The 20,810-nt window shown below is 38.8% G+C and carries 15 protein-coding genes; 14 read left to right on the top strand and 1 reads right to left on the bottom strand.

Annotated features, from left to right (window positions below):
• Positions 1 to 114 precede the first annotated feature (114 nt).
• From E6X37_RS03630 to uvrC, 7 genes are all read left to right on the top strand, one after another.
• The gene (locus E6X37_RS03630) at positions 115 to 1,305 is read left to right on the top strand and encodes an elongator complex protein 3 (protein ID WP_278604611.1); all 1,191 of its coding nucleotides are present in this window, start codon (positions 115 to 117) and stop codon (positions 1,303 to 1,305) included.
• A gap of 45 nt (positions 1,306 to 1,350) precedes the next feature.
• Positions 1,351 to 4,905, top strand: a complete 3,555-nt coding sequence (gene smc / locus E6X37_RS03625; RefSeq protein WP_316689524.1) for a chromosome segregation protein SMC — start codon at positions 1,351 to 1,353, stop codon at positions 4,903 to 4,905.
• Positions 4,905 to 5,840, top strand: a complete 936-nt coding sequence (ftsY, locus tag E6X37_RS03620) for a signal recognition particle-docking protein FtsY (RefSeq protein WP_004693455.1) — start codon at positions 4,905 to 4,907, stop codon at positions 5,838 to 5,840. Before smc ends, ftsY begins: the two co-directional genes overlap by 1 nt.
• On the top strand, positions 5,830 to 6,213 hold the full coding sequence (locus tag E6X37_RS03615; protein WP_004693457.1) for a hypothetical protein: 384 nt from the start codon (positions 5,830 to 5,832) through the stop codon (positions 6,211 to 6,213). Before ftsY ends, E6X37_RS03615 begins: the two co-directional genes overlap by 11 nt.
• Complete coding sequence (uvrB, locus tag E6X37_RS03610) at positions 6,213 to 8,390, top strand: excinuclease ABC subunit UvrB (protein ID WP_279007684.1); 2,178 nt, start codon at positions 6,213 to 6,215, stop codon at positions 8,388 to 8,390. The genes E6X37_RS03615 and uvrB overlap by 1 nt, the downstream gene beginning before the upstream one ends.
• A gap of 134 nt (positions 8,391 to 8,524) precedes the next feature.
• Complete coding sequence (uvrA, locus tag E6X37_RS03605) at positions 8,525 to 11,377, top strand: excinuclease ABC subunit UvrA (RefSeq protein ID WP_279007686.1); 2,853 nt, start codon at positions 8,525 to 8,527, stop codon at positions 11,375 to 11,377.
• A 134-nt stretch (positions 11,378 to 11,511) separates the two neighbouring features.
• Positions 11,512 to 13,338 (top strand): excinuclease ABC subunit UvrC, encoded by a 1,827-nt coding sequence (gene uvrC / locus E6X37_RS03600; protein WP_279007687.1) that lies wholly within the window; start codon positions 11,512 to 11,514, stop codon positions 13,336 to 13,338.
• Positions 13,339 to 13,390: 52 nt separating this feature from the next.
• Here uvrC and E6X37_RS03595 read toward each other — a convergent pair whose 3' ends face one another.
• The gene (locus tag E6X37_RS03595; protein ID WP_156697473.1) at positions 13,391 to 14,749 is read right to left on the bottom strand and encodes an MATE family efflux transporter; all 1,359 of its coding nucleotides are present in this window, start codon (positions 14,747 to 14,749) and stop codon (positions 13,391 to 13,393) included.
• 271 nt (positions 14,750 to 15,020) lie between these two features.
• On the opposite strand from E6X37_RS03595, the gene E6X37_RS03590 reads away from it, so the two are divergent.
• The 7 genes from E6X37_RS03590 to E6X37_RS03560 all read left to right on the top strand — a co-directional run bounded on the left by E6X37_RS03590 (position 15,021) and on the right by E6X37_RS03560 (position 20,705).
• A complete protein-coding gene (locus E6X37_RS03590; RefSeq protein WP_039964892.1) occupies positions 15,021 to 15,680 on the top strand; it encodes a TerC family protein in 660 nt (219 codons plus the stop codon).
• A 201-nt stretch (positions 15,681 to 15,881) separates the two neighbouring features.
• Positions 15,882 to 16,550 (top strand): TerC family protein, encoded by a 669-nt coding sequence (locus tag E6X37_RS03585; protein ID WP_156697474.1) that lies wholly within the window; start codon positions 15,882 to 15,884, stop codon positions 16,548 to 16,550.
• A complete protein-coding gene (rlmD, locus tag E6X37_RS03580; protein ID WP_004693470.1) occupies positions 16,550 to 18,067 on the top strand; it encodes a 23S rRNA (uracil(1939)-C(5))-methyltransferase RlmD in 1,518 nt (505 codons plus the stop codon). The genes E6X37_RS03585 and rlmD overlap by 1 nt, the downstream gene beginning before the upstream one ends.
• 69 nt (positions 18,068 to 18,136) lie before the next feature.
• Positions 18,137 to 18,928 (top strand): hypothetical protein, encoded by a 792-nt coding sequence (locus tag E6X37_RS03575; protein ID WP_004693472.1) that lies wholly within the window; start codon positions 18,137 to 18,139, stop codon positions 18,926 to 18,928.
• Positions 18,929 to 19,010: 82 nt separating this feature from the next.
• Positions 19,011 to 19,436: a hypothetical protein gene (locus E6X37_RS03570; RefSeq protein ID WP_004693473.1), complete on the top strand. Its 426-nt coding sequence runs from the start codon at positions 19,011 to 19,013 to the stop codon at positions 19,434 to 19,436.
• 135 nt (positions 19,437 to 19,571) lie between these two features.
• Positions 19,572 to 20,216: a hypothetical protein gene (locus tag E6X37_RS03565; RefSeq protein WP_004693475.1), complete on the top strand. Its 645-nt coding sequence runs from the start codon at positions 19,572 to 19,574 to the stop codon at positions 20,214 to 20,216.
• A gap of 9 nt (positions 20,217 to 20,225) precedes the next feature.
• Positions 20,226 to 20,705 (top strand): pyridoxamine 5'-phosphate oxidase family protein, encoded by a 480-nt coding sequence (locus E6X37_RS03560; RefSeq protein ID WP_156697475.1) that lies wholly within the window; start codon positions 20,226 to 20,228, stop codon positions 20,703 to 20,705.
• Positions 20,706 to 20,810 lie beyond the last annotated feature (105 nt).

The following is a 20,810-nucleotide window of genomic DNA, read 5'->3' as shown; positions in this document are numbered from 1 at the left end:
TGAGTAATAATCTATATAATGGTAGATGAATAATGATCTATATAATGATAGATGAACAATAATCTATATAATAATAGATGAATAATAATTTTTACATAAGAAGAGGAGGTGTCTATGAAACCATTTGGTATGATTCCCTTTTTTATACCTCACGTAGGTTGTCCCTATGTGTGTACATTTTGTAATCAATCTCGTATTACGGGCCAATCTGGTATTAGTCACCTAACTCCAGAATATATACAACAAACAATCAAAGACTATGTAGGAACAAAGCGGAATGAAAAGTTTTGGGAGGTTGCCTTTTATGGTGGATCATTTACGGCTATTACTAAAGATTTACAACATAAATTATTAATGCCTGCCTATGAAATGCTTCAACAGGGCCTCATTGATGGCATACGTTGCTCTACAAGACCTGATGCTGTAGGTGATGAAGCGATTACATTATTACAGTCTTATGGAGTAAAAACTGTAGAACTTGGTGTGCAGTCTATGAATGATGGTATTTTAGTCGATGCTAAGAGGGGGCACACGGCACAAGAGGTAGTAGAGGCTGTTACACGATTAAAACATCGTGATATGACCGTTGGGGTTCAACTTTTACCAGGACTAAAAGGAGAGACATGGCAAACCATAATAGAAACGGCCATTGCAGTAGCCGCATTACGACCTGATTTTGTACGTATCTATCCCGTACTAGTTATAGAAAATACAGAGCTAGCCGACCAGTATAGAGCTGGAGAATATGAACCACTAAGTACTGAGCTAGCTATACAGTATTGTTCATTTTTAAAAGATTGGTTTGAACAGCATGGTATTGAAGTCATTCGCACGGGTTTACAAAGTACAGAAGAATTAGATTCCGGCAATAGCTTAGTGGCAGGTCCATATGAGCCCGCTATGGGAGAGCTGGTTGTGAACGAACAGTATAAGCAGCGAATTGAACGTTGTATTGATGAGCATGTATCTCAGTTTAAGTACTTAATAAGTAATGATTGTTTTAGTTTAATTGAAGATGCTACTTATGGAAGCTTAAAATTAAGTAGAGTTAATGTTGATAATAGTGGATATATAGATAACACTAATAATGATAGAACAAATTATATTAGGAATAATGGTATTGCAGTACAGCATAATATTGTTATTTCTTATCCGAGACGCTTAACATCTAAGGTGCGAGGGCTTAATAATCGAAATTTATTATATTTTGCAGAATTATACCCACAATATAGTATAAGCTGGTGTGAAGAAAGTACGAGAAATACCGTTCGGTGCTGTATTGATGGCCTACAATATGTGTTATAATAAAAGATATGATTATTTAGGGTTGTTGGTAGAAAGGAGGCAGTCATGCAATTACTTCGGTTGGAATTAAAGGGCTTTAAATCGTTTGCGGATAAAACGATTGTAAAATTCTCACCAGGAATGACTGCCGTTATTGGTCCTAACGGAAGTGGTAAAAGTAATATTACGGATGCAATGAAATGGGTTTTAGGGGAATCCAATGTGCGTAATTTGCGCGGACAAAAAGCAGAGGATATTATTTTCTCTGGTACGGAAAAGCGCAAACCTATGAGCGCTGCTGAGGTTACACTTGTGTTTGACAATAGTGACCAACAATTAGATATAGATATGGCTGAGGTAGCCATTACACGCCGTATATACCGCACTGGTGAAAGTGAGTTTCTTATCAATAAGCGATCTTGTCGTTTAAAGGACATACATCTTTTACTAGCAGATACCGGTCTTGGTAGAGATTCTATGGCCATCATTGGTCAAAACCGAATTGACGCTATTTTAAATTCTAAACCTGAAGAACGTCGTCTTATCTTTGAAGATGTAGCTGGTATTTCTCGCTTTAAAATCAATAAAGAAGATGCTTTACGTCGTATTGCTAGTACAGACCGTAATATGGAGCGCGTACGCGACGTAATGGCTACCATTGAAGAGCAATTAGGACCTTTGTCTGAAAAAGCGGAAAAGACTAAAAAGTATATGACCTTAAGCCGCACAAAGCGCGATTATGATGGGGCATTAGGCTTTCACAATTATAAGACCTCTGATCGTCTTTTGACGCGTTTTGAAAATGATAATATTGCCTTTAAAGATGAAGAAATTGAGCTTCAAACTGAATTGTCTAAATTAGAGACTCGTCGTCACGAATTGCAATCGTCTACGTCAAAAGAGCAGGAACAGCTTAAGTTGTGGGAGGCTCAGTATACTGAAAAGCAACGTGAAAAAGAACGCTTAGCTGGCCATTTACGTCTCTTAGAAGAGCAACTAAAAACAGCGCACCGTGAATTAGATGAAACTTCTATGCGCATTAGCGAGCTAGAGGCTACGCAAAAGGGCGAGGAGCAACAATTGCGCATCTTAAATCAATTGATTCAAGATGAAAGTGCTCAATTAGTAGAGAAAGAATCTAATTTAGAAGAATTAGAAGCGACCTACAAAAAGGCTGTTGAAGATGTAAGGGCAGAACAAGCTAAGTTCCAATCCTTGCAATCCGATCGAGAGGCTTTTGAGCAACGTCAATTAGAAGTTGTGAGTGCTATTGAAACGGCTAAGGCTAGTATTCGGAGCTTAGAAGCTCGCAAGGTAGAAAGCAAAAATCAATGTGCTATTCTAGAATCTGAAATAGCACAGGTAGATAGTGAACTACAAGTCGCTCGTTCTGAATTTGAAGAGCTAGGCCAAAAGTTTAATGCCTTATCTGCTCAACGACAAGCCCTCGTTGATGATGCTAAGAATGCGGCTATGAAAGCGCGTGAAGAGCGTAAGGAGTTACAAAAGCTGCGCACTCAAGAACAACGTGCAAAGGGGCGTTTAGAGCTCTTAGCTCAATGGGAAGAGCAGCATGAAGGCTACTTAGAAGGTACTAAGAACATCCTCAACGGTAAAGGGTCCTGGCGCGAACAAATCACAGGCGCTGTTGGCGATCTCTTTACGGTAGAGGACAAATATACTACGGCTATCGAAACGGCATTAGGCGGTAGTGTTAACCACGTTGTAACTACTACAGCTCGCGCTGCTGCGGAGGGTGTCAACTATTTGAAATCTATCCAAGGTGGTCGTGTAACCTTCTTGCCTATGGATTCAGTAAAAGGTAAACCATATGATACACCGGCTTTACATGAAAGCTGTGTATTAGGCACTGCTGTTGATTGTATTTCCTTTGATAATAAGTACGCCCATATTTTCCAATACTTGTTGGGACGCACCTTGGTAGTATCCTCCATGGATGATGCCATTGGATTACAGAAAAAATATAATCAGCAATTGCGCATTGTAACCCTTACAGGGGAACAATTCCAACCTGGTGGTTCTTTAACCGGTGGTGCCACAAAGCGCAAGCGTGCTTCTGTATTGAGCCGCAAAGAAGAGGCTGCTAGCCTTGAACAAGAGCTAGTACAAATTGAAGAACAAATTCAATCTTTAACTGCTAACTTAGAACGATTTGAAAAACGGGTTGAAGAGTCTGAGAAAGAACGAGTTGCCCTTGATGAAAGCTATCAACATACGAACTTACTCTATGTGGCTAGTGAAACAAAGGTACAAAATATACAACATCAGATAGATCGTAAGAAACGGGTTCTTTCAGAAGAAGAGCAACGTTTAGTACAAATTGATATTGATTTGGCTACCACAACGGCTAACTTGAAAGATCAAGAAACAGCATTAGCTTCCTTGCAAGAGAATCATGGTGTGGATGGTAATCAAGGGGCGTTGATGGATCGATTGACTGTGTTGCAAAAGGTCCAACAAGAGGCGTATGAAGCTTTTACAGAAGCTCGCCTTACTTGTGATACCTTGCGACATACGATTCAGGAACGGGAAACACAACGTGAACAGCGTAATCAATCTATTTCTAGTATTATTGAGCGCTTAACACCACTTCGTAATTTGTTAGTGAGTACTACACAACGTTGTGAAGAGGAATTACCTAAGGCTCAAGAAGCTGCAGAACAAGAGTTGTCCTCTGCTACGGCTGAGGTTGAACGATTACGTGCTCTTCGCGATGAAGCCTATGATAAAACATCTACGGGGCGCGAGGAAATGGAATCTATCCTCAGAGAGCAAGACCGATTGAATCAACGCTATAAAGTGGTGCAAGGTCGTCTTGTTGATATGGAAGGTAAAATTACACGTCATCGCATGGATTGTGAGCGCTTTATAGAAGAATTGCAAGAGCTAGGCTTTACATTGGAAGATGCTCAAGCTCTTCGCATTGAAGGCTCCGTTAATGATTGGAAGGATGAGCAAGCTCGGTTGATGGCTGAAATTGCCGAATTGGGTCCAGTCAATCCAAATGCTGTTGAGGAATATGAAGAGACTAAAGAACGCTATGATTTCTTAACCACACAATTAGCTGATTTAGATACGGCAAAGACGCAATTACAGGCGGTTATTGCCGAAATGGATAAGGCTATGAGTACACAGCTATACGATGTATTGGATGTGGTAGGCCGTAGATTCCAAGAGGTATTCAGCCAATTGTTTGGCGGTGGTACTGCGCAAATTGTACTGACTGATCCAGATAATATTTTGACGGGTGGTATCGATTTCCATATTCAACCACCAGGGAAAAAGCGTCAACAATTGACACTTTTATCAGGTGGTGAACGTGCTCTTACGGTTATCGCTTTATTGTTCTCATTCCTCGATTATCGTCCAGCTCCGTTCTGCGTGCTTGATGAAGTTGACGCGGCGCTTGACGAAGCCAATGTTGAACGATTTAGTTCCTACTTAAATCGAGTAAATAAAGAAACACAATTTATCGTTGTATCTCACCGTAAAAAGACGATGGAAGCTGCCGAAGTACTTCAAGGGGTAACCATGGTGGAACGCGGTGTATCGCGATTATTAACAGTAGCATTTGAAGATGTGAAGGAGGATCTAGCATAATGGCATTTGGATTCTTTGATAGAATTAAAGACGGTTTAGAAAAAACTCGTAAGTCTTTTGTAAAAAATGTAGAAAGCATCGTTATTGGTTATGCGCAAATCGATGATGATTTTTTAGATGATTTAGAAGCAGTTATGCTTACTAGTGATCTAGGCCCTAAGACGACAGAATACTTGATGAAAGAAATTCGTCGTGGTGTAACAGAAGGTATCATCAATCATACAGGCGATGTAATGCCGTTCATGGAAGACCGCATCACGGAAATGCTCATCGATCAAGAAGATGAAATTACTTTGCACCATCCTGAGGTTATCCTCGTAGTTGGTGTAAATGGTGTTGGTAAAACAACGACAATCGCTAAATTGGCTAATTATTATACTAAAGAAGGTAAAAAGGTTATCATTGCTGCAGGTGATACATTCCGTGCCGCTGCAGCTGACCAATTATCCATATGGGCTGATCGCGTTGGTGTGCCGATTGTTAAACATAAAGAAGGCGCAGATCCTGCTGCCGTTGTATATGATGCAATGGAAGCTGCGAAAGCTCGTAATGCAGACCTTGTTATCGTAGATACGGCTGGTCGTCTACATACTAAGGTTAACCTTATGGAAGAACTTAAAAAGATGGGGCGCGTAGCGAATAATCACGTAGAAGGTGCACCGCATCAAACATTGCTCGTTTTAGATGGTACTACAGGTCAAAATGCAGTAAGCCAAGCTAAATTATTTGGTCAAGCTGTACCAGTAAATGGTATTGTTGTAACTAAACTAGATGGTACGGCAAAAGGTGGCGTAGTTATCTCTATTAAAGAGGAACTAGGCGTACCCGTACGCTGGATTGGCGTTGGCGAAGGTATGGATGACTTGCGTCCATTTAATGCAAAAGAATTTGCTAATGCATTATTTAATAAAGGAATGATTCAAGGTGACAAATAAATATAACCGGGAATTCTTACTTGAATATGTAGAATCTGAAAATAAAAAAAATGAATGTAATGTTAGCCTAGAAAATATGAATAAGATTGTTAGCTTAATCGAGTACTTTGGTATTGAACTATATCGCCCCATTACGCGATTGCTACTTTCAAACTGGGAAGAAATTACAGATCGTATTAATAACTATACTGAATCAGATTGGATGATGGCTGATGAAATCCAAAAGACCACACCTACATTAGATCGTTTTTCTATTGCTATGCTCATCGAAGTCTTAGAAGGTGAGGATACGTTGAATCAAGCGGAAAATGCAGGTCGGCGTTTGACGGATGAAGAAATGAAAGCCATCCGTAAACATCAGGATGAACAGTAATGAAGCATAGTACATATAATTACGAGGGGGGCCAACCATTTAAAGTGGAGGCGCCCTTTGCGCCTACAGGGGACCAACCTACTGCGATTCAATCTTTAACAGAAGGCATTGAACGCGGTGAATGGGCCCAAGTTTTGCTCGGTGCCACTGGTACTGGTAAGACCTTTACAATGGCCAAGGTTATTGAGGCAGTTCAAAAGCCGACCTTGATCATTGCTCACAATAAAACCTTGGCTGCTCAATTATGTAGCGAGTTTAAAAGTTTCTTCCCTAATAATGCGGTAGAATATTTTGTATCTTACTACGATTTTTATCAACCGGAGGCCTATATTCCTTCTAGTGATACCTATATCGAGAAGGATGCGTCTATTAATGATGAAATTGATAAACTGCGACATAGTGCTACAATGAGTCTTTTTGAGCGTCGCGATGTCATTATTGTTGCCTCTGTTAGCTGTATTTATGGCTTAGGTGACCCTGAGGACTATTCTGATCTCGTATTGTCTTTGCGCTTAGGTCAAACGAAGTCGCGCGATGAAATCTTATCTAAACTCGTAGATATTCAATATACGAGAAATGATATGAACTTTATTCGCGGCACCTTCCGTGTACAAGGGGATACAATTGATATTTTCCCTGCTGCTTATAGTGAAAGAGCCATTCGTGTGGAGCTCTTTGGTGATGAAATCGACCGCCTTGTAGAGGTAGATTCCTTGACGGGTGAAGTTATTGCGGAACGAAAGCACGTTGCTGTCTATCCAGCATCTCACTATGTGACGACAAAAGAGAAGATGAATATTGCTGTAGAGCGTATTGAAGCCGAACTAGATGAGCAGTTAGCAAAATTAAAAGCTGCTGACCGTCTATTGGAGGCTCAGCGCTTAGAACAGCGTACCCGTTATGATATAGAAATGATGCAAGAGATGGGCTATTGCTCGGGCATCGAAAATTATTCACGTCATATGTCTGAACGCAAGGCTGGGGAAGCACCGTTTACATTGATTGATTATTTTCCAGATGATTTCCTTATCATGGTGGACGAGTCTCATGTGACGATGCCTCAAATTCGAGCTATGTACAATGGTGACCGTGCGCGTAAAGAATCTCTTATAGAATACGGGTTCCGTCTTCCATCTGCACTCGATAATAGACCGCTTCAATTCGATGAATTTGTAGAGCGTATCAATCAAATTGTTTACGTATCGGCAACGCCTGGACCATACGAAATGGAAGTAGAAACGAATATTGCAGAGCAAATCATTCGTCCTACGGGCCTATTAGATCCATCTATAGAAATTCGTCCTATTAAGGGGCAAATGGATGATTTGCTTGGAGAAATTCATAAACGAGCTGCTAAGAACGAACGGGTTCTCGTTACGACCTTGACGAAGAAGATGGCTGAGGACTTAACGGAATTCTTGAAGGAAATGGGCGTACGAGTTCGTTATCTTCATTCCGATATTGTTACTATTGAGCGGGCTGAAATCATTCGTGATTTGCGGGCTGGCGTATTCGATGTATTAGTTGGTATTAACTTGCTTCGTGAAGGTCTCGATATGCCAGAGGTTTCTTTGGTTGCTATCTTAGATGCGGATAAAGAAGGTTTCTTGCGTTCCGATACGGCTATGATTCAAACTATAGGTCGTGCGGCTCGTAATGTGAATGGTCATGTTATCATGTACGCAGATCGTGTAACAGGTTCTATGCAACGGGCTATCGATGAAACCGACCGTCGTCGTGCCGTGCAAGAGGCTTATAATATTGAACATAATATTACGCCTAAATCTGTATCTAAAGATGTAAAAGAGCTAATCGAATTAACGAAAATCGAAGAAGATATGGTTACCGATGGAAAGGGACTTTCATCGAAAAAAGGAAAACAAAAAAAATCCTCAGAGGGCATGGACCATGGACACGAATCATATGTTCAAGATACATCAGCACCTAAGGTGGCAGATATAACACCGGAAGAATTGTACAATAAGATTGAAGAACTAGATCGTCAAATGAAGGCCGCCGCAAAGCAGCTTGAATTTGAAACCGCTGCTAAGTTACGTGATCAATTGGGCGTATTACGTCAACAATGGTCCGATATGCATAGTGCAGGAGATAGCAAGTTGAAGAAGCCTGCTTCTACCAAATCTAGAAAGCGGACAGGTCCAAAAAGTAAATCTTAGGAACAATTTTAAAAGATTGTAAGAAAACACATAGATTATATAGACTATATGTGCGATAATATACATATATTATTTCATGTTAGTAATCAGAGAGATGATGCCGTTTGGTATCATCTCTTTAAATAGGAAAGATAATGAAAGACCAATTGATTGTAAAAGGTGCGCGTCAGCATAACCTAAAAAATATTGATATATCCTTGCCACGTGATCAGTTTATTGTCTTAACTGGCCTCAGTGGTTCTGGTAAATCATCTCTAGCATTTGATACGATTTACGCAGAAGGGCAACGTCGTTATGTTGAGTCCCTGTCTGCATATGCCCGTCAATTTTTGGGACAAATGGATAAACCTGATGTGGATTATATTGAAGGCTTATCTCCAGCCATTTCTATCGACCAAAAGACGACGAGTCGCAACCCTCGTTCTACGGTTGGTACTGTAACGGAGATTTACGACTACTTGCGTCTATTATTTGCACGTGTAGGTCATGCCCATTGTCCAGAGTGTGGTAAGCCTATTACACAACAAACAATACAACAAATGACAGATGATGTAATGAGCTTTCCTGAAGGTACTAAGGTTTTAGTGCTAGCCCCTATGATTCAAGGTAAAAAGGGAGAACATAAATCGGTATTTGAACAACTTCGCAAAGAAGGCTTTATTCGTGCTCGCGTAGATGGTGTAGTGCGTACCTTGGACGAAGAAATCGTATTAGAGAAAAATAAAAAACACTCCATCGATATCGTAGTAGACCGCCTCGTTGTAAAAGAAGGCATTGAATCCCGGTTGGCTGACTCTATGGAGACTGCATCAAAATGGGCGGAAGGCATCGTTGTGATTCAAGAGGTAGATGGACCTGAACATATGTATAGCCAACATTTTGCGTGCCCGGATTGTCATGTTTCGCTACCTAAGATTGAACCGCGTATGTTCTCATTTAATAGTCCATTTGGTGCGTGTCCATCCTGTTTAGGGATTGGTTCTACTATGGAGGTTGATGAGGAGCGCGTTATTCCAGATGGATCCATTAGCTTTGCCGATGGTTGTGTGCAAGCATTGAGCTCTAATCCTAATGCTTGGTTTATGCGTCAAGTAGAAGGCCTATTAAAAGCTAATGGATATTCCTTAGACTCCACCTATGATGAATTGCCGAAAGCATTACAGAAAAAGGTGATGTACGGTACGACGGATAAGGTAAGTTTCACCTATGAAAATATGAGAGGTGAAATAAAGGAATTCTTTACTGAGTACGAAGGCATTTTACCGATGGTTAAGCGCCGTCATAGTGAAGCCTCTACAGATTCTATGCGTGAAGAATTTGAAAAGTTTATGTCCATTAAGCCTTGTACTACTTGCCATGGTGCTCGTCTAAAACCTGAAGTATTGGCTATTACCGTAGGGGATAAGAATATCAATGAGGTCACACAATTAACTATAAAGGAAGCATTAGATTTCTTTGGACATCTACAATTAACAGAGCGTGAACAAGTCATTGGCGCTCAAATTTTGAAGGAAATCAATGCTCGTTTAGGTTTCCTCAATAATGTAGGCCTCGATTACCTAACAATGAACCGTAGTGCAGGCACATTATCTGGTGGTGAAGCACAACGTATTCGCTTGGCCACACAAATTGGCTCTGGCCTTGTTGGTGTGTTGTATATTCTAGATGAACCATCCATCGGTTTACATCAACGCGATAATGATCGACTCATCGATACATTAAAAGGGTTACGTGATTTAGGAAATACTTTGCTTGTTGTAGAACATGATGAAGATACCATGCGCGCTGCTGATTATTTAGTAGACATCGGTCCTGGGGCGGGTGAGCATGGTGGACAAATTATTGCAGCAGGTACTGTTGAGGAAGTGATGAAGGTAGAAAACTCCATTACTGGTCAGTACTTAAGTGGTCGTAAGTTTATAGCACTTCCCGAAGAACGCCGCAAACCAGGCAAGAATTGCATTGAAATTCGCGGTGCGAAGGAAAATAATTTACATAATATTAATGTAAAATTTCCGATAGGATTATTTACTGTCGTTACGGGGGTCAGTGGTTCTGGTAAGTCTACCTTAATCAATGAAATCCTTTATAAAGGATTAGCCAATCAGTTGTATCGTTCTTATCATAAGGTGGGAGCTCATAAAGAGATTCGAGGCATTGAACATATTGATAAAATCATCAATATTGATCAAAGCCCTATCGGGCGTACACCTCGTTCCAATCCAGCTACATACACAGGTGTATTTGATGCGATTCGCGAACTATATAGTCAAACGCCAGAAGCTAAGATGCGTGGCTATAAACAAGGTCGTTTTAGCTTTAACGTAAAAGGCGGTCGATGTGAGGCTTGCCGTGGTGATGGTATTATCAAGATTGAAATGCATTTCTTACCAGATGTATATGTGCCTTGTGAAGTTTGCAAAGGGGCGCGATATAATCGTGAAACCTTGGAGGTTAAGTATAAAGGTAAATCCATTGCTGATGTATTAGATATGACCGTAGATGATGCGGTAGAATTCTTTAGTGCCATACCTAAAATTAATCGTAAGATGGTTACCCTCCAAGAGGTTGGTCTTGGCTATATTCGTTTAGGTCAAGCGGCTACTACATTATCTGGTGGTGAAGCACAACGTGTAAAATTAGCTACTGAGTTAGCTCGTCGTAGCACCGGTAAAACGTTGTACATCCTTGATGAGCCTACTACAGGCCTTCATGCTGAAGATATTCGTAAGTTGTTACACGTATTGCAACAACTCGTAGAGGGTGGCGATACAGTTGTTGTTATCGAACATAACTTAGATGTTATTAAAATGGCGGACCACATCATCGATCTTGGTCCTGAAGGTGGTAATCGCGGTGGCACTATCGTGGCTACTGGTACACCTGAGGAAATTGCTAAGGTAAAAGAAAGCTATACCGGCAAATTCTTGGGCCCTGTATTAGAACAGACTAAGAAATTTATGAAAGCAGTGAAGCATAAGAAATAAAATAGTATATATATTTAAGTTTCTATAAAAGAAAAATCATAAAGAGAATAGACTACGTCCTTCAACTTATAAAGGTCATTACTTAAAGAAGTGTGTAATCTATTCTCTTGTAATCTACAAGGAAAGGAGGAAACATGCCGTCTGATGAATTACTAGAAAAGGTTAGTCATCTACCGACGACGCCAGGCGTTTATTTATGGCGTGATCAATATAACCGCATCATCTATGTAGGTAAAGCCATTAATTTGCGCAACCGTGTGCGTTCCTATGTGCGTAACGATGCAAACCGGGCACCAAAGGTTATGGCCATGATGAAACGAGCTGTCGATGTTGAAGTCATTCAAACAAAGACTGAGATGGAAGCGCTCATCTTGGAGAATACACTTATCAAGGAGCATGAACCGAAATATAATATTAGGCTCCGCGATGATAAGACGTATCCTTATGTTAAAATATCAGTGCAAGAGGACTATCCTCGCGTATATATGACGCGTCGTCTTGAACGGGATGGGGCTAAGTATTTTGGCCCTTTTACAGACGTTACATCCGTCCATGTAGTACTGAAATTAATACGTCAGTACTATCCGTTGCGTACTTGTAAGTCTATGAAGGTAGAACGCCCGTGCTTGCAGTATCATATGCATTACTGCGAGGCACCGTGTTTTAACAAAATATCTGTACCGGATTATCGGAAGTATATTGACGAAATTATAGAACTTTTTGAAGGCAAACCTATACCATTGCTAAAGGAAATTAAATCAAAGATGGAAACTGCTGCAGAAGATTTGCGCTTTGAAGATGCGGCACGGTATCGTGATCAATTATCTAGTATTGAAAAGATACAAGAAAAGCAACGCATGGTTACTCAACGTGGCGATTTAGACGTATTAGGGTTAGCTGTAGATACATCGATGGCCTGTGTGCAGTTGCTATTCATCCGCGGTGGTCGTCTGTTAGGCCGTGAAAATTACTTTGTGCAACATGATGGAGATAGTCCAGAAACGATTATGACGGACTTTATCAAGCAATACTATGGAGATACAAACTTTATCCCTAAAGAGTTACTACTACCTATGGAGAGTACAGATAGGGACTTATTAACGGAATGGTTTACACAGCTCAAAGGCCAACATGTAGATGTATCTGTGCCACAACGTGGCTATAAGATGGATATGATTAAGATGGCTCATGAAAATGCGGAAACCTTCCTTGAAGAACGTCGTCGTCAGTGGCAGCACCAAATCGATAAGACTGGCGGAGCGGTTAAGAAGTTAGCCGAGATTCTCGATTTACCACGTTTACCTGAACGTATGGAGTGTTTTGATATATCTCATACACAAGGGGCTGAAACGGTAGCTTCTATGGTTGTTTTTGAAGGTGGCAAGCCTGCGAAGAAGGAATATCGTCGTTTTAAATTGAAGACTACACAAGGTAAGCCAGATGACTTCAAATCCATGGCAGAAATCATGGAACGACGCTATGGTAATGAAACAGACTGGCCTATGCCGGACCTTATTATCATCGATGGTGGTAAAGGACAGCTTAATGCAGCCTTGCCGTTAATACGTGCCGTAGGTGTTACCGATGTGCCTGTTATCTCCTTGGCTAAACGTATTGAAGAGGTCTTTGTAGAAGGGCAATCTGAAAGTATCATCTTGAGTCATCACACGCCGGAACTTCAATTACTTCAACAAATTCGTGATGAAGCGCATCGCTTTGCTATTACTTATCACCGTAAGTTGCGGGGCAAGCGAAATCTTGAATCTATTCTAGATCATATTGAAGGCATCGGTCCTAAACGCCGTAAGGCATTATGGGCTCACTTTAATAGTTTAGAGGCCATGAAAGCGGCATCTATTGATGAACTTTCAAAGGTAGAATCTATGAATTATAAGACGGCAGAAACACTATATAATTTCTTTCGTATGTCCAAAGTAGAGAAACAAGAGGCTCTAAAATAAAAAAATCACCTATTGATTACTTACACTTGAGCGTAATCAATAGGTGATTTTATTATTTTACAATAGTTCTAGGTTTGTAATGTTGTATGTAGTATGTGCGAAGTGTAAATAATATACCCGCAACTACTACGCTAGCCAACAACCCAATCCATACGCCAAATGGTCCATAATTAGGATTTTTGGCAAGGGTATAAGCTGTTGGGAAACATACGCCCCAATACGATACGAGGGAGATGTAAAGCACTATTTTTACATCCTTGTAAGCTCTTAGAATACCTTGTAATGGAGTACCGATGGCATCGATAGCGGCAAAGAATACGCCATATCCAAGGAATTGATAAATAAGTTCATATACTTCATCATCATTTGTAAATAGATCCGCAATATTATCCATATGAGTGAACGTAAAGGCACAAATGAGAACGGCTATGATGATGGCTAATACACGAGAAATATAAGAGTATTGGATAGCTTCTATTTTTCGTCCTGCACCGAGTTCATAGGCAACGGCAATGGTAGCGGACATGGCGATACTTAATGGTAAGCAGTAGAATACATTAGTAAAAGAAATGACAGATTGATGAGCTGCTACTACAGCAGATCCAAAGTGAACCATTAAGAGCCCAGCAATGCTAAAGATACTAGCTTCAAAAAAGATAGAAAAACCAATGGGTATACCAACTTGTAATTGTTCACGGATATAGTGAAAATTCGGGCTATGGAAATCTTTATAGATGCGATAGCCTTTTAACTTAGGATGCAATAGAATGACTAAGCTAAATAGAACTAAGTTTGTCCAACAGGCACCAGCAATACCGTAGCCAGCACCAACACCACCAATTTCAGGAAAACCGTAATGACCAAAGATGAGTGCATAATTTAAGAATACGTTAATCACAAAGCTTGTAAAGACGATGGCCATGGAGTAATGCGTTAATCCGTGAGAATCGACAGTGTTACGCAAGGTATTTACCCAGAGTAATGGGAATAAACCAAGTGCAAAGGCTTTCAGATAACTAATACATACCTCGGTGGCGGCCGGCTCAAGATTTAAATATGTCAATAAAGGCCGTAAGCCGAATATACCGATTAGTAAAATTAAAAATGCTAGTCCTGTACCGATGAAAAGGCCTTGATGAAAGATTATTGGAATATCATCTGTTTTCTTAGCTCCTAATAGTTGAGAAATAATTGGTGTGATACCCATTAATGTACCTTGTGCAAAGATATAGAAGAGGAGCCATAAATTATATCCCGTAGCAACACCAGCTAAATCAGTCGTACTATATTGCCCCGTTAAAAAGATGGCGATAAAGGTCGCCCCAATCAGGGAAAATTGAGTGATGCACATTGGAGTAAATAGTTTTATAAACAACCATAATTTTTGCAGTATAGAATATGTTTGATACATACTAACCTCCCTAGTAACGATATACTATACCATATCATAAAGTAGCTTAATTTAATAGCCAAAACCTAAGGGAAAAAGGAATTAAATTTATAAAAAAAATAGAGCCCATATTGTGATTATGTAAGGGGAGAAATGACCTTATATAAACTATCTTATTTAATAAGAAAGAATTATGATAAAAACGTATATATATGTTGATAATTGAATTTTACACTACTTTACTATATCGATTATAATATATATACTATTGTTTTATTCTAAGGAGGATACATTGGACATCTTAACTGTACAAGGCTTATTAGCGATGCTTCAAATCATCGTTATTGATATTTTATTAGCTGGTGATAATGCCATCGTTATTGGTATGGCGGCTCGCAACCTACCCGCACATTTACAGAAGAAGGCGATTTTCTGGGGCACAGCTGGCGCTATTATTTTACGTCTTGTTATGGCATTCCTATTTGTAGAGGCATTGAACAATATTCCTGCTCTTCGTTTAGTTGGTGGTATCCTTCTTTTATGGATCGGTTACAAGCTTGTTGTTGATGATGATAGCGAGCACAATATCGAGGCTAAAGATAATTTGCGCGCTGCTATCATGACCATTGTTATTGCAGATGGAATTATGGGTATTGATAATGTTATTGGTGTAGTTGGTGCCGCTAGTGGTAATATGACATTAGTTGCTGTCGGTATGCTTATTACAGTACCTATTATCATTTATGGTAGTACTTTATTTGTAAAAGTTATCGAACGCTTTCCAATCATCCTTTACGTTGGTGGCGGTATCCTTGCCTGGGTGGGTGCAGCGATGAGTGTGGAAGATAAATTAATTTCACATACCGTAGAACCGTATGCATTACTCATTAAAATTGGTGCTGTTATTCTCGTAGTAGGGGCATCTTTGTTAGTAAAGAAACTTAAAAAATAATGTAATATATCTCTTCTTCTAGTCGTAGGAGGAGAGATATTTTTTTCGTAAAAGTATAGTCATTATAATGAACCTTATAGGCTAATCTTAAGAATAACAGTGGTAGTCTAAGAGCTTTCTTTTAGATGAGAAAATAGAGAATTTGTGGTATAGTTAAGGGATAGTTATAGAATTAGCAGAGTGAATTGAGGTAAGTATAGAATGGAATTTTTAGAAGTTGCAACGTGGATAACGATTAGCAAAATTATTTTGATCGATATATTATTGGCCGGGGATAATGCCGTTGTTATTGGGATGGCAGCGGGTAAATTGGCACCAGAATTACAAAAGAAAGCTGTTATCTGGGGTACAGTGGGGGCTATTGGAATGCGCCTTGTATTTGCCACTCTTTTAGTAGAAGCACTTACTTTAATTCCTCTTATTCACTTAGGTGGTGGACTTGTACTTGTATGGATTGCCATTCAACTCTTAAAAGGTGGAGATGAAGATGCACATATCGAAGCTAAGAATTCCTTAATGGGAGCCATTTGGACAATCATTGTGGCTGATGCGATGATGAGTATCGATAATGTAATTGGCGTAGTTGGTGCCGCTAAAGGACATTTAGAGCTCGTTATTGTTGGTATGTTAATCACTGTTCCAATCATTGTGTTCTGCTCTACACTATTTGCTCGTATCATTAATAAGTTTCCTGTCATCCTTTGGGCTGGTGGTGCTTTATTAGGTTGGGTTGCTGGTGAAATGATTGTAGAAGATCCACTCCTTGTTCCCTATATTCAAGGGGAAGAGTTATTGGTGAAATTTGGAACGGTATTCTTTGTACTCATTGTAACTGGTATGATTAAAATTTGGAAGAAAAGAGACTCGTAATGAATGGTACAAGTCGTACATCTCGTAAGAATAAATCGAAATTTAAACAACAGAATAAAAATCGATCTAATGGGAAACAGAATTCCAATCATTATAATGGACAACAAAATACCAATACTTCTGTATCTAAAAAACAACAAGCTCTTTTAAATGCCCCTGTTAAACTTGGGGACGAAGTATTAGTTACCATTCACGGTATTGGCAGTAGTGGCGAAGGGGTAGGTCGCGTAGAGGACTTTACAGTGTTTGTTCCCTTTGCCTTACCTGGGGAAACAGTGAAAGTATCTATTACTATGGTGAAAAAAACGTATGCTACAGGTAGACTCTTGGAAATCGTTACTATGGCGCCGAATCGGATCGATGCCAGTTGTGATCTTTACGGATTCTGTGGTGGTTGTCAATTACAACATATTACCTATGAAGGGCAGCTTTCACTAAAAACACAAAAGGTGAAAGATGTTATAGAACGCATTGGACATCAAAACCCAGAACTTGTGAAACCCGCATTAGGTCCAAAAGACCCTTGGGCATATCGTAACAAAATGCAAATGCCTGTAGGTGGTACTAAAGGTGATATTCTCATGGGATTTTATGCCATGGGTTCTCACGATATCGTGCAAGGCACGAATTGTCCCATACAAGATGAAGGCAATAATAGCATTGCTCAAGCCTGCTATCAAATTGCTAAAGAATTTGATATCGAACCTTATAATGAACATACAGGCAAAGGTATACTACGCCATGTAATCGGTCGTATTGGACAATCTGGATGGATGGTTATTCTTGTAACCGCAACAGATAACTTACCGCATCAAGAAAAGTGGGTTAAAAACCTGACTGAACGTGTGCCTCAAGTGGAAACAATCGTTCATAACGTGAATGGTAAGCGTACAAATGTTATTCTTGGACCTAAAAATCGCATCCTTTATGGAGATGGGACTATTACAGACCATATTAAAGACTTGCGGTTTACTTTATCACCTCACTCTTTTTTCCAAGTTAATCCAGAACAAACTACAGTCCTTTACGATCAAGCACTAAAATATGCGAATCTAAAAGGGGAGGAAACTGTTATCGATGCGTACTGTGGAACAGGTACCATTTCATTGTTTTTAGCTCATAAGGCAAAACATGTTATTGGCATAGAAATCGTAGAACCAGCTATTAACAACGCTCGTGAAAACGCCCGACGCAATGGCTATGATAATACAGAGTTTATCGTCGCCGATGCGGCTGTAGAAATGCCAAAACTCTATAAAGCAGGCGTACGACCAGATGTCATCGTATTCGACCCAATCCGAGCGGGCTGTAAAGAAGAAGTACTAACCTCTGCTGCAGGTATGGAACCAAAACGCATTGTCTACGTATCCTGTAACCCAGCAACTATGGCGCGTGACATTGAAATCCTCACACACTATGGCTATGAACTAGAAGAAGTACAACCTGTTGACATGTTCCCTATGACAGCACATGTCGAAGCGGTGGCTTTGCTTACTAGAAACGAAGTGACGCAGTAAGTATTAGTACTGGTTATGTAAGAGCGGGAGAGAAATTCAATTATAGTAAATTTTATAGGAAATATAATAATGGGGTTAGTAAGTTGGTTAATTATAAATGGAGATGATTCTTTGGCTAACCATGCATATAGAGATAAAGAAAGACAAGATTTAATACTAGCAAGTGAGGCTCTTGAAGAAAATAGGGATAAATCTTTTTATTGTCCAAATCCGCTATGTAATAGTAAATTATTTGTATGTGCTGGTGATGGCTCTCGGAAAGCATATTTTAGAGCAACTAAATCTGCGTATAAACATATTGCTAATTGTCCTTATGCAAATAGTTCAGTCGCTTTTGATGACAATAAATTTAATGAATTAAATTTTTCTTTTGAAAATGCGATGCAAAATCTTTTAGTTAAGAAGAATCCGAAAAATTCAAGTGGGAATTCTAAAAAATCTTCATATGGTGAATATTATAATCTCACACTCAGTACAATAAAGCAGATATATTCTATATGCAAACGATTTCCTCCTAATTACTCATATGGAAATGAGAAAATTGGAAGAATGATTTTAGATGATAGAACTGCATACTGGTATCCTAAAGGTGTTTTCGGCTTTAAAATAATTGAGTCTTGTGTAAAAGGTCGCTTTTACGATAGTGATAAAAATGAGATTTATTTAGTAGCCCCTGTAGCAAATCCTAATTATCATTTTATATTATCTATTTCTGATATAAACCTTTATAAAAAGATAAGAAATATGGTATTTGAAAATAAAGATAAATTTATTATAGTTGCTGGAGACTGGAAGGCGTCAAATTTAGGCTATGGTTATTTTGAAACAAGAATATATAGTGATAGACAAATAACTATTTAAATTGATATTTTATAAACTATTATGAGACTATTTCTTCTTGTAGATAAATAATATAAGTCGTATCTTTTAAAGGAGTAAGAAAATGGAGCTTCGATCACTTGCTAGGATATCTTTACCTAAGGACGAGTATGTTTACTTGTTGGGGATGGCTATTTCAGTATTTATCTCTAATAATGGTTTTATTATAGAGAACATTATTAATACAGATAGTGATTATTCTTGGTATGACTTGATTGATAAAGAATCAGGCCAACTTAAATCGCCTATTGCTCAAACAATTACGAAAAATGCTGGTGCAGAAATAGCCGAGTTATTTTCAGATATTGTTTATAAGAGAAATCGCATCATTCATAGTTTCAGATGTACGTCATCTAAAGAAGAGCAAATTTTAGCTACAAAAGATAGAATTACCAATCAACAATTTTATATAGATGAGCATTATTTGATAAATTTTATAGAGTTGAATAATAAACTATCTCACTTATTGCATGAATATCGTGGATATTAAAATAATCAATAATGATATTTTGTTGTCTAGACTAAAAGCCCTTCACTTATCTGAAGGCTTTTACTATACATTCATACTTATAAATGTAATATAATTAGAATAAATAGATGTATTGTATTCGATGAGGTATGTGTTATGGAATCAATCTTAGATATTCATGAGATAATGCACCTATTGAGTATGTGGCGACCAATATTTCATTCTGAAGCAGACTTTCAGTTTAGCTTAGCTTGGCTCATAAAAAAGAAATACCCTGATTGTGAAATTCGATTAGAATTTGTGCCTGAATTTAATCCTAGCTTACATCTTGATATTCTTGTTATATTAAATGGTAAATGGATTCCTATTGAGCTTAAATATACGACAAAAAGATGCATTAAAACTATAAATGATGAAGTGTATGTGTTGAAGGAGCAAGGGGCTAAGGATCAAGGCTGCTATAATTATTTAAAAGATATTATGCGTATAGAGGAGTTCAGGGATAAGACTAGTAAATTTATTGAAGGTTATACTATTAAGATAACTAGTGAGATGTCTTATCTAAAGCCTCCGACAAAGGTAAATTGTACATATGCTGAATTTTCTATTGAGAATGGTTCTATTAAAACTGGATGCATGAATTGGGACGCTAATACAGGAAAAGGAACAATGCGTGGAATGGAAGCACCCATAGTATTAACGGGTATGTATCCCATAAACTGGAAAGAGTATTCTAAAGTTGATAATACTAATAGTGGTACTTTCATGTATCTTGTAAATACAATTAGTAAGAAAAATTAGGAGATATATATGTTTAAACCAGTTCGTAAAAAGATAAATGAAATAGACCATAGTGCTGCAGAAGCTTTATTACAATCTAATCGTCGTGGAATTATTGCTATGAATGGTGATGAGAGCTATCCGTATGCTATTCCTATCAATTATTTTTATGATTCTGATAAGAGGAAAATTTACTTTCATGGAGCTAAAGCGGGTCATAAAGTAGATGCATTGAAAACTTCAGATAAGGTATGTTTTACCGTATATGGTAATGAGCGTATTGATGAATCTGAATTCTGGGCACCGTATGTACAAAGCGTAGTTGTGTTTGGGCGGTGTCGTTTATTAGAGGCTGGACCAGAATCTATAGAGCGATTAAAAGAATTTGCTATGAAGTATTATCCTGATGAAACTTTAGCTGATGAACAAATTGCTCGTAATGGGAGAGCAACACAGATGTTTGAAATCACCATTGAGCATATGAGTGGAAAACAAGTACAAGAAAAATAATAGATTAGCCCTTCACATAGGCGAAGGGCTTTTACTATACACTCATACTAGTAGATGTAATATAATTAATATCAATAAGTTATAAGATATTTGAGGAGTATTAGT

This window comes from Veillonella parvula (assembly GCF_032550495.1).
In the GTDB taxonomy this organism is placed as follows: domain Bacteria; phylum Bacillota; class Negativicutes; order Veillonellales; family Veillonellaceae; genus Veillonella; species Veillonella parvula_G.
The sequence above is the reverse complement of the archived record's forward strand: the minus strand, read 5'-3'. Positions and strand labels throughout refer to the sequence as shown.

What these genes read in the sequence shown, in the direction of transcription:
- E6X37_RS03630 (WP_278604611.1), top strand. Translation starts at nt 115, where the DNA reads ATGAAACCATTTGGTATGATTCCCTTTTTTATACCTCACGTAGGTTGT.
- smc (WP_316689524.1), top strand. Translation starts at nt 1,351, where the DNA reads ATGCAATTACTTCGGTTGGAATTAAAGGGCTTTAAATCGTTTGCGGAT.
- ftsY (WP_004693455.1), top strand. Translation starts at nt 4,905, where the DNA reads ATGGCATTTGGATTCTTTGATAGAATTAAAGACGGTTTAGAAAAAACT.
- uvrB (WP_279007684.1), top strand. Translation starts at nt 6,213, where the DNA reads ATGAAGCATAGTACATATAATTACGAGGGGGGCCAACCATTTAAAGTG.
- uvrA (WP_279007686.1), top strand. Translation starts at nt 8,525, where the DNA reads ATGAAAGACCAATTGATTGTAAAAGGTGCGCGTCAGCATAACCTAAAA.
- uvrC (WP_279007687.1), top strand. Translation starts at nt 11,512, where the DNA reads ATGCCGTCTGATGAATTACTAGAAAAGGTTAGTCATCTACCGACGACG.
- E6X37_RS03595 (WP_156697473.1), bottom strand. Translation starts at nt 14,749, where the DNA reads ATGTATCAAACATATTCTATACTGCAAAAATTATGGTTGTTTATAAAA.
- E6X37_RS03585 (WP_156697474.1), top strand. Translation starts at nt 15,882, where the DNA reads ATGGAATTTTTAGAAGTTGCAACGTGGATAACGATTAGCAAAATTATT.
- rlmD (WP_004693470.1), top strand. Translation starts at nt 16,550, where the DNA reads ATGAATGGTACAAGTCGTACATCTCGTAAGAATAAATCGAAATTTAAA.
- E6X37_RS03575 (WP_004693472.1), top strand. Translation starts at nt 18,137, where the DNA reads ATGGGGTTAGTAAGTTGGTTAATTATAAATGGAGATGATTCTTTGGCT.
- E6X37_RS03570 (WP_004693473.1), top strand. Translation starts at nt 19,011, where the DNA reads ATGGAGCTTCGATCACTTGCTAGGATATCTTTACCTAAGGACGAGTAT.
- E6X37_RS03565 (WP_004693475.1), top strand. Translation starts at nt 19,572, where the DNA reads ATGGAATCAATCTTAGATATTCATGAGATAATGCACCTATTGAGTATG.
- E6X37_RS03560 (WP_156697475.1), top strand. Translation starts at nt 20,226, where the DNA reads ATGTTTAAACCAGTTCGTAAAAAGATAAATGAAATAGACCATAGTGCT.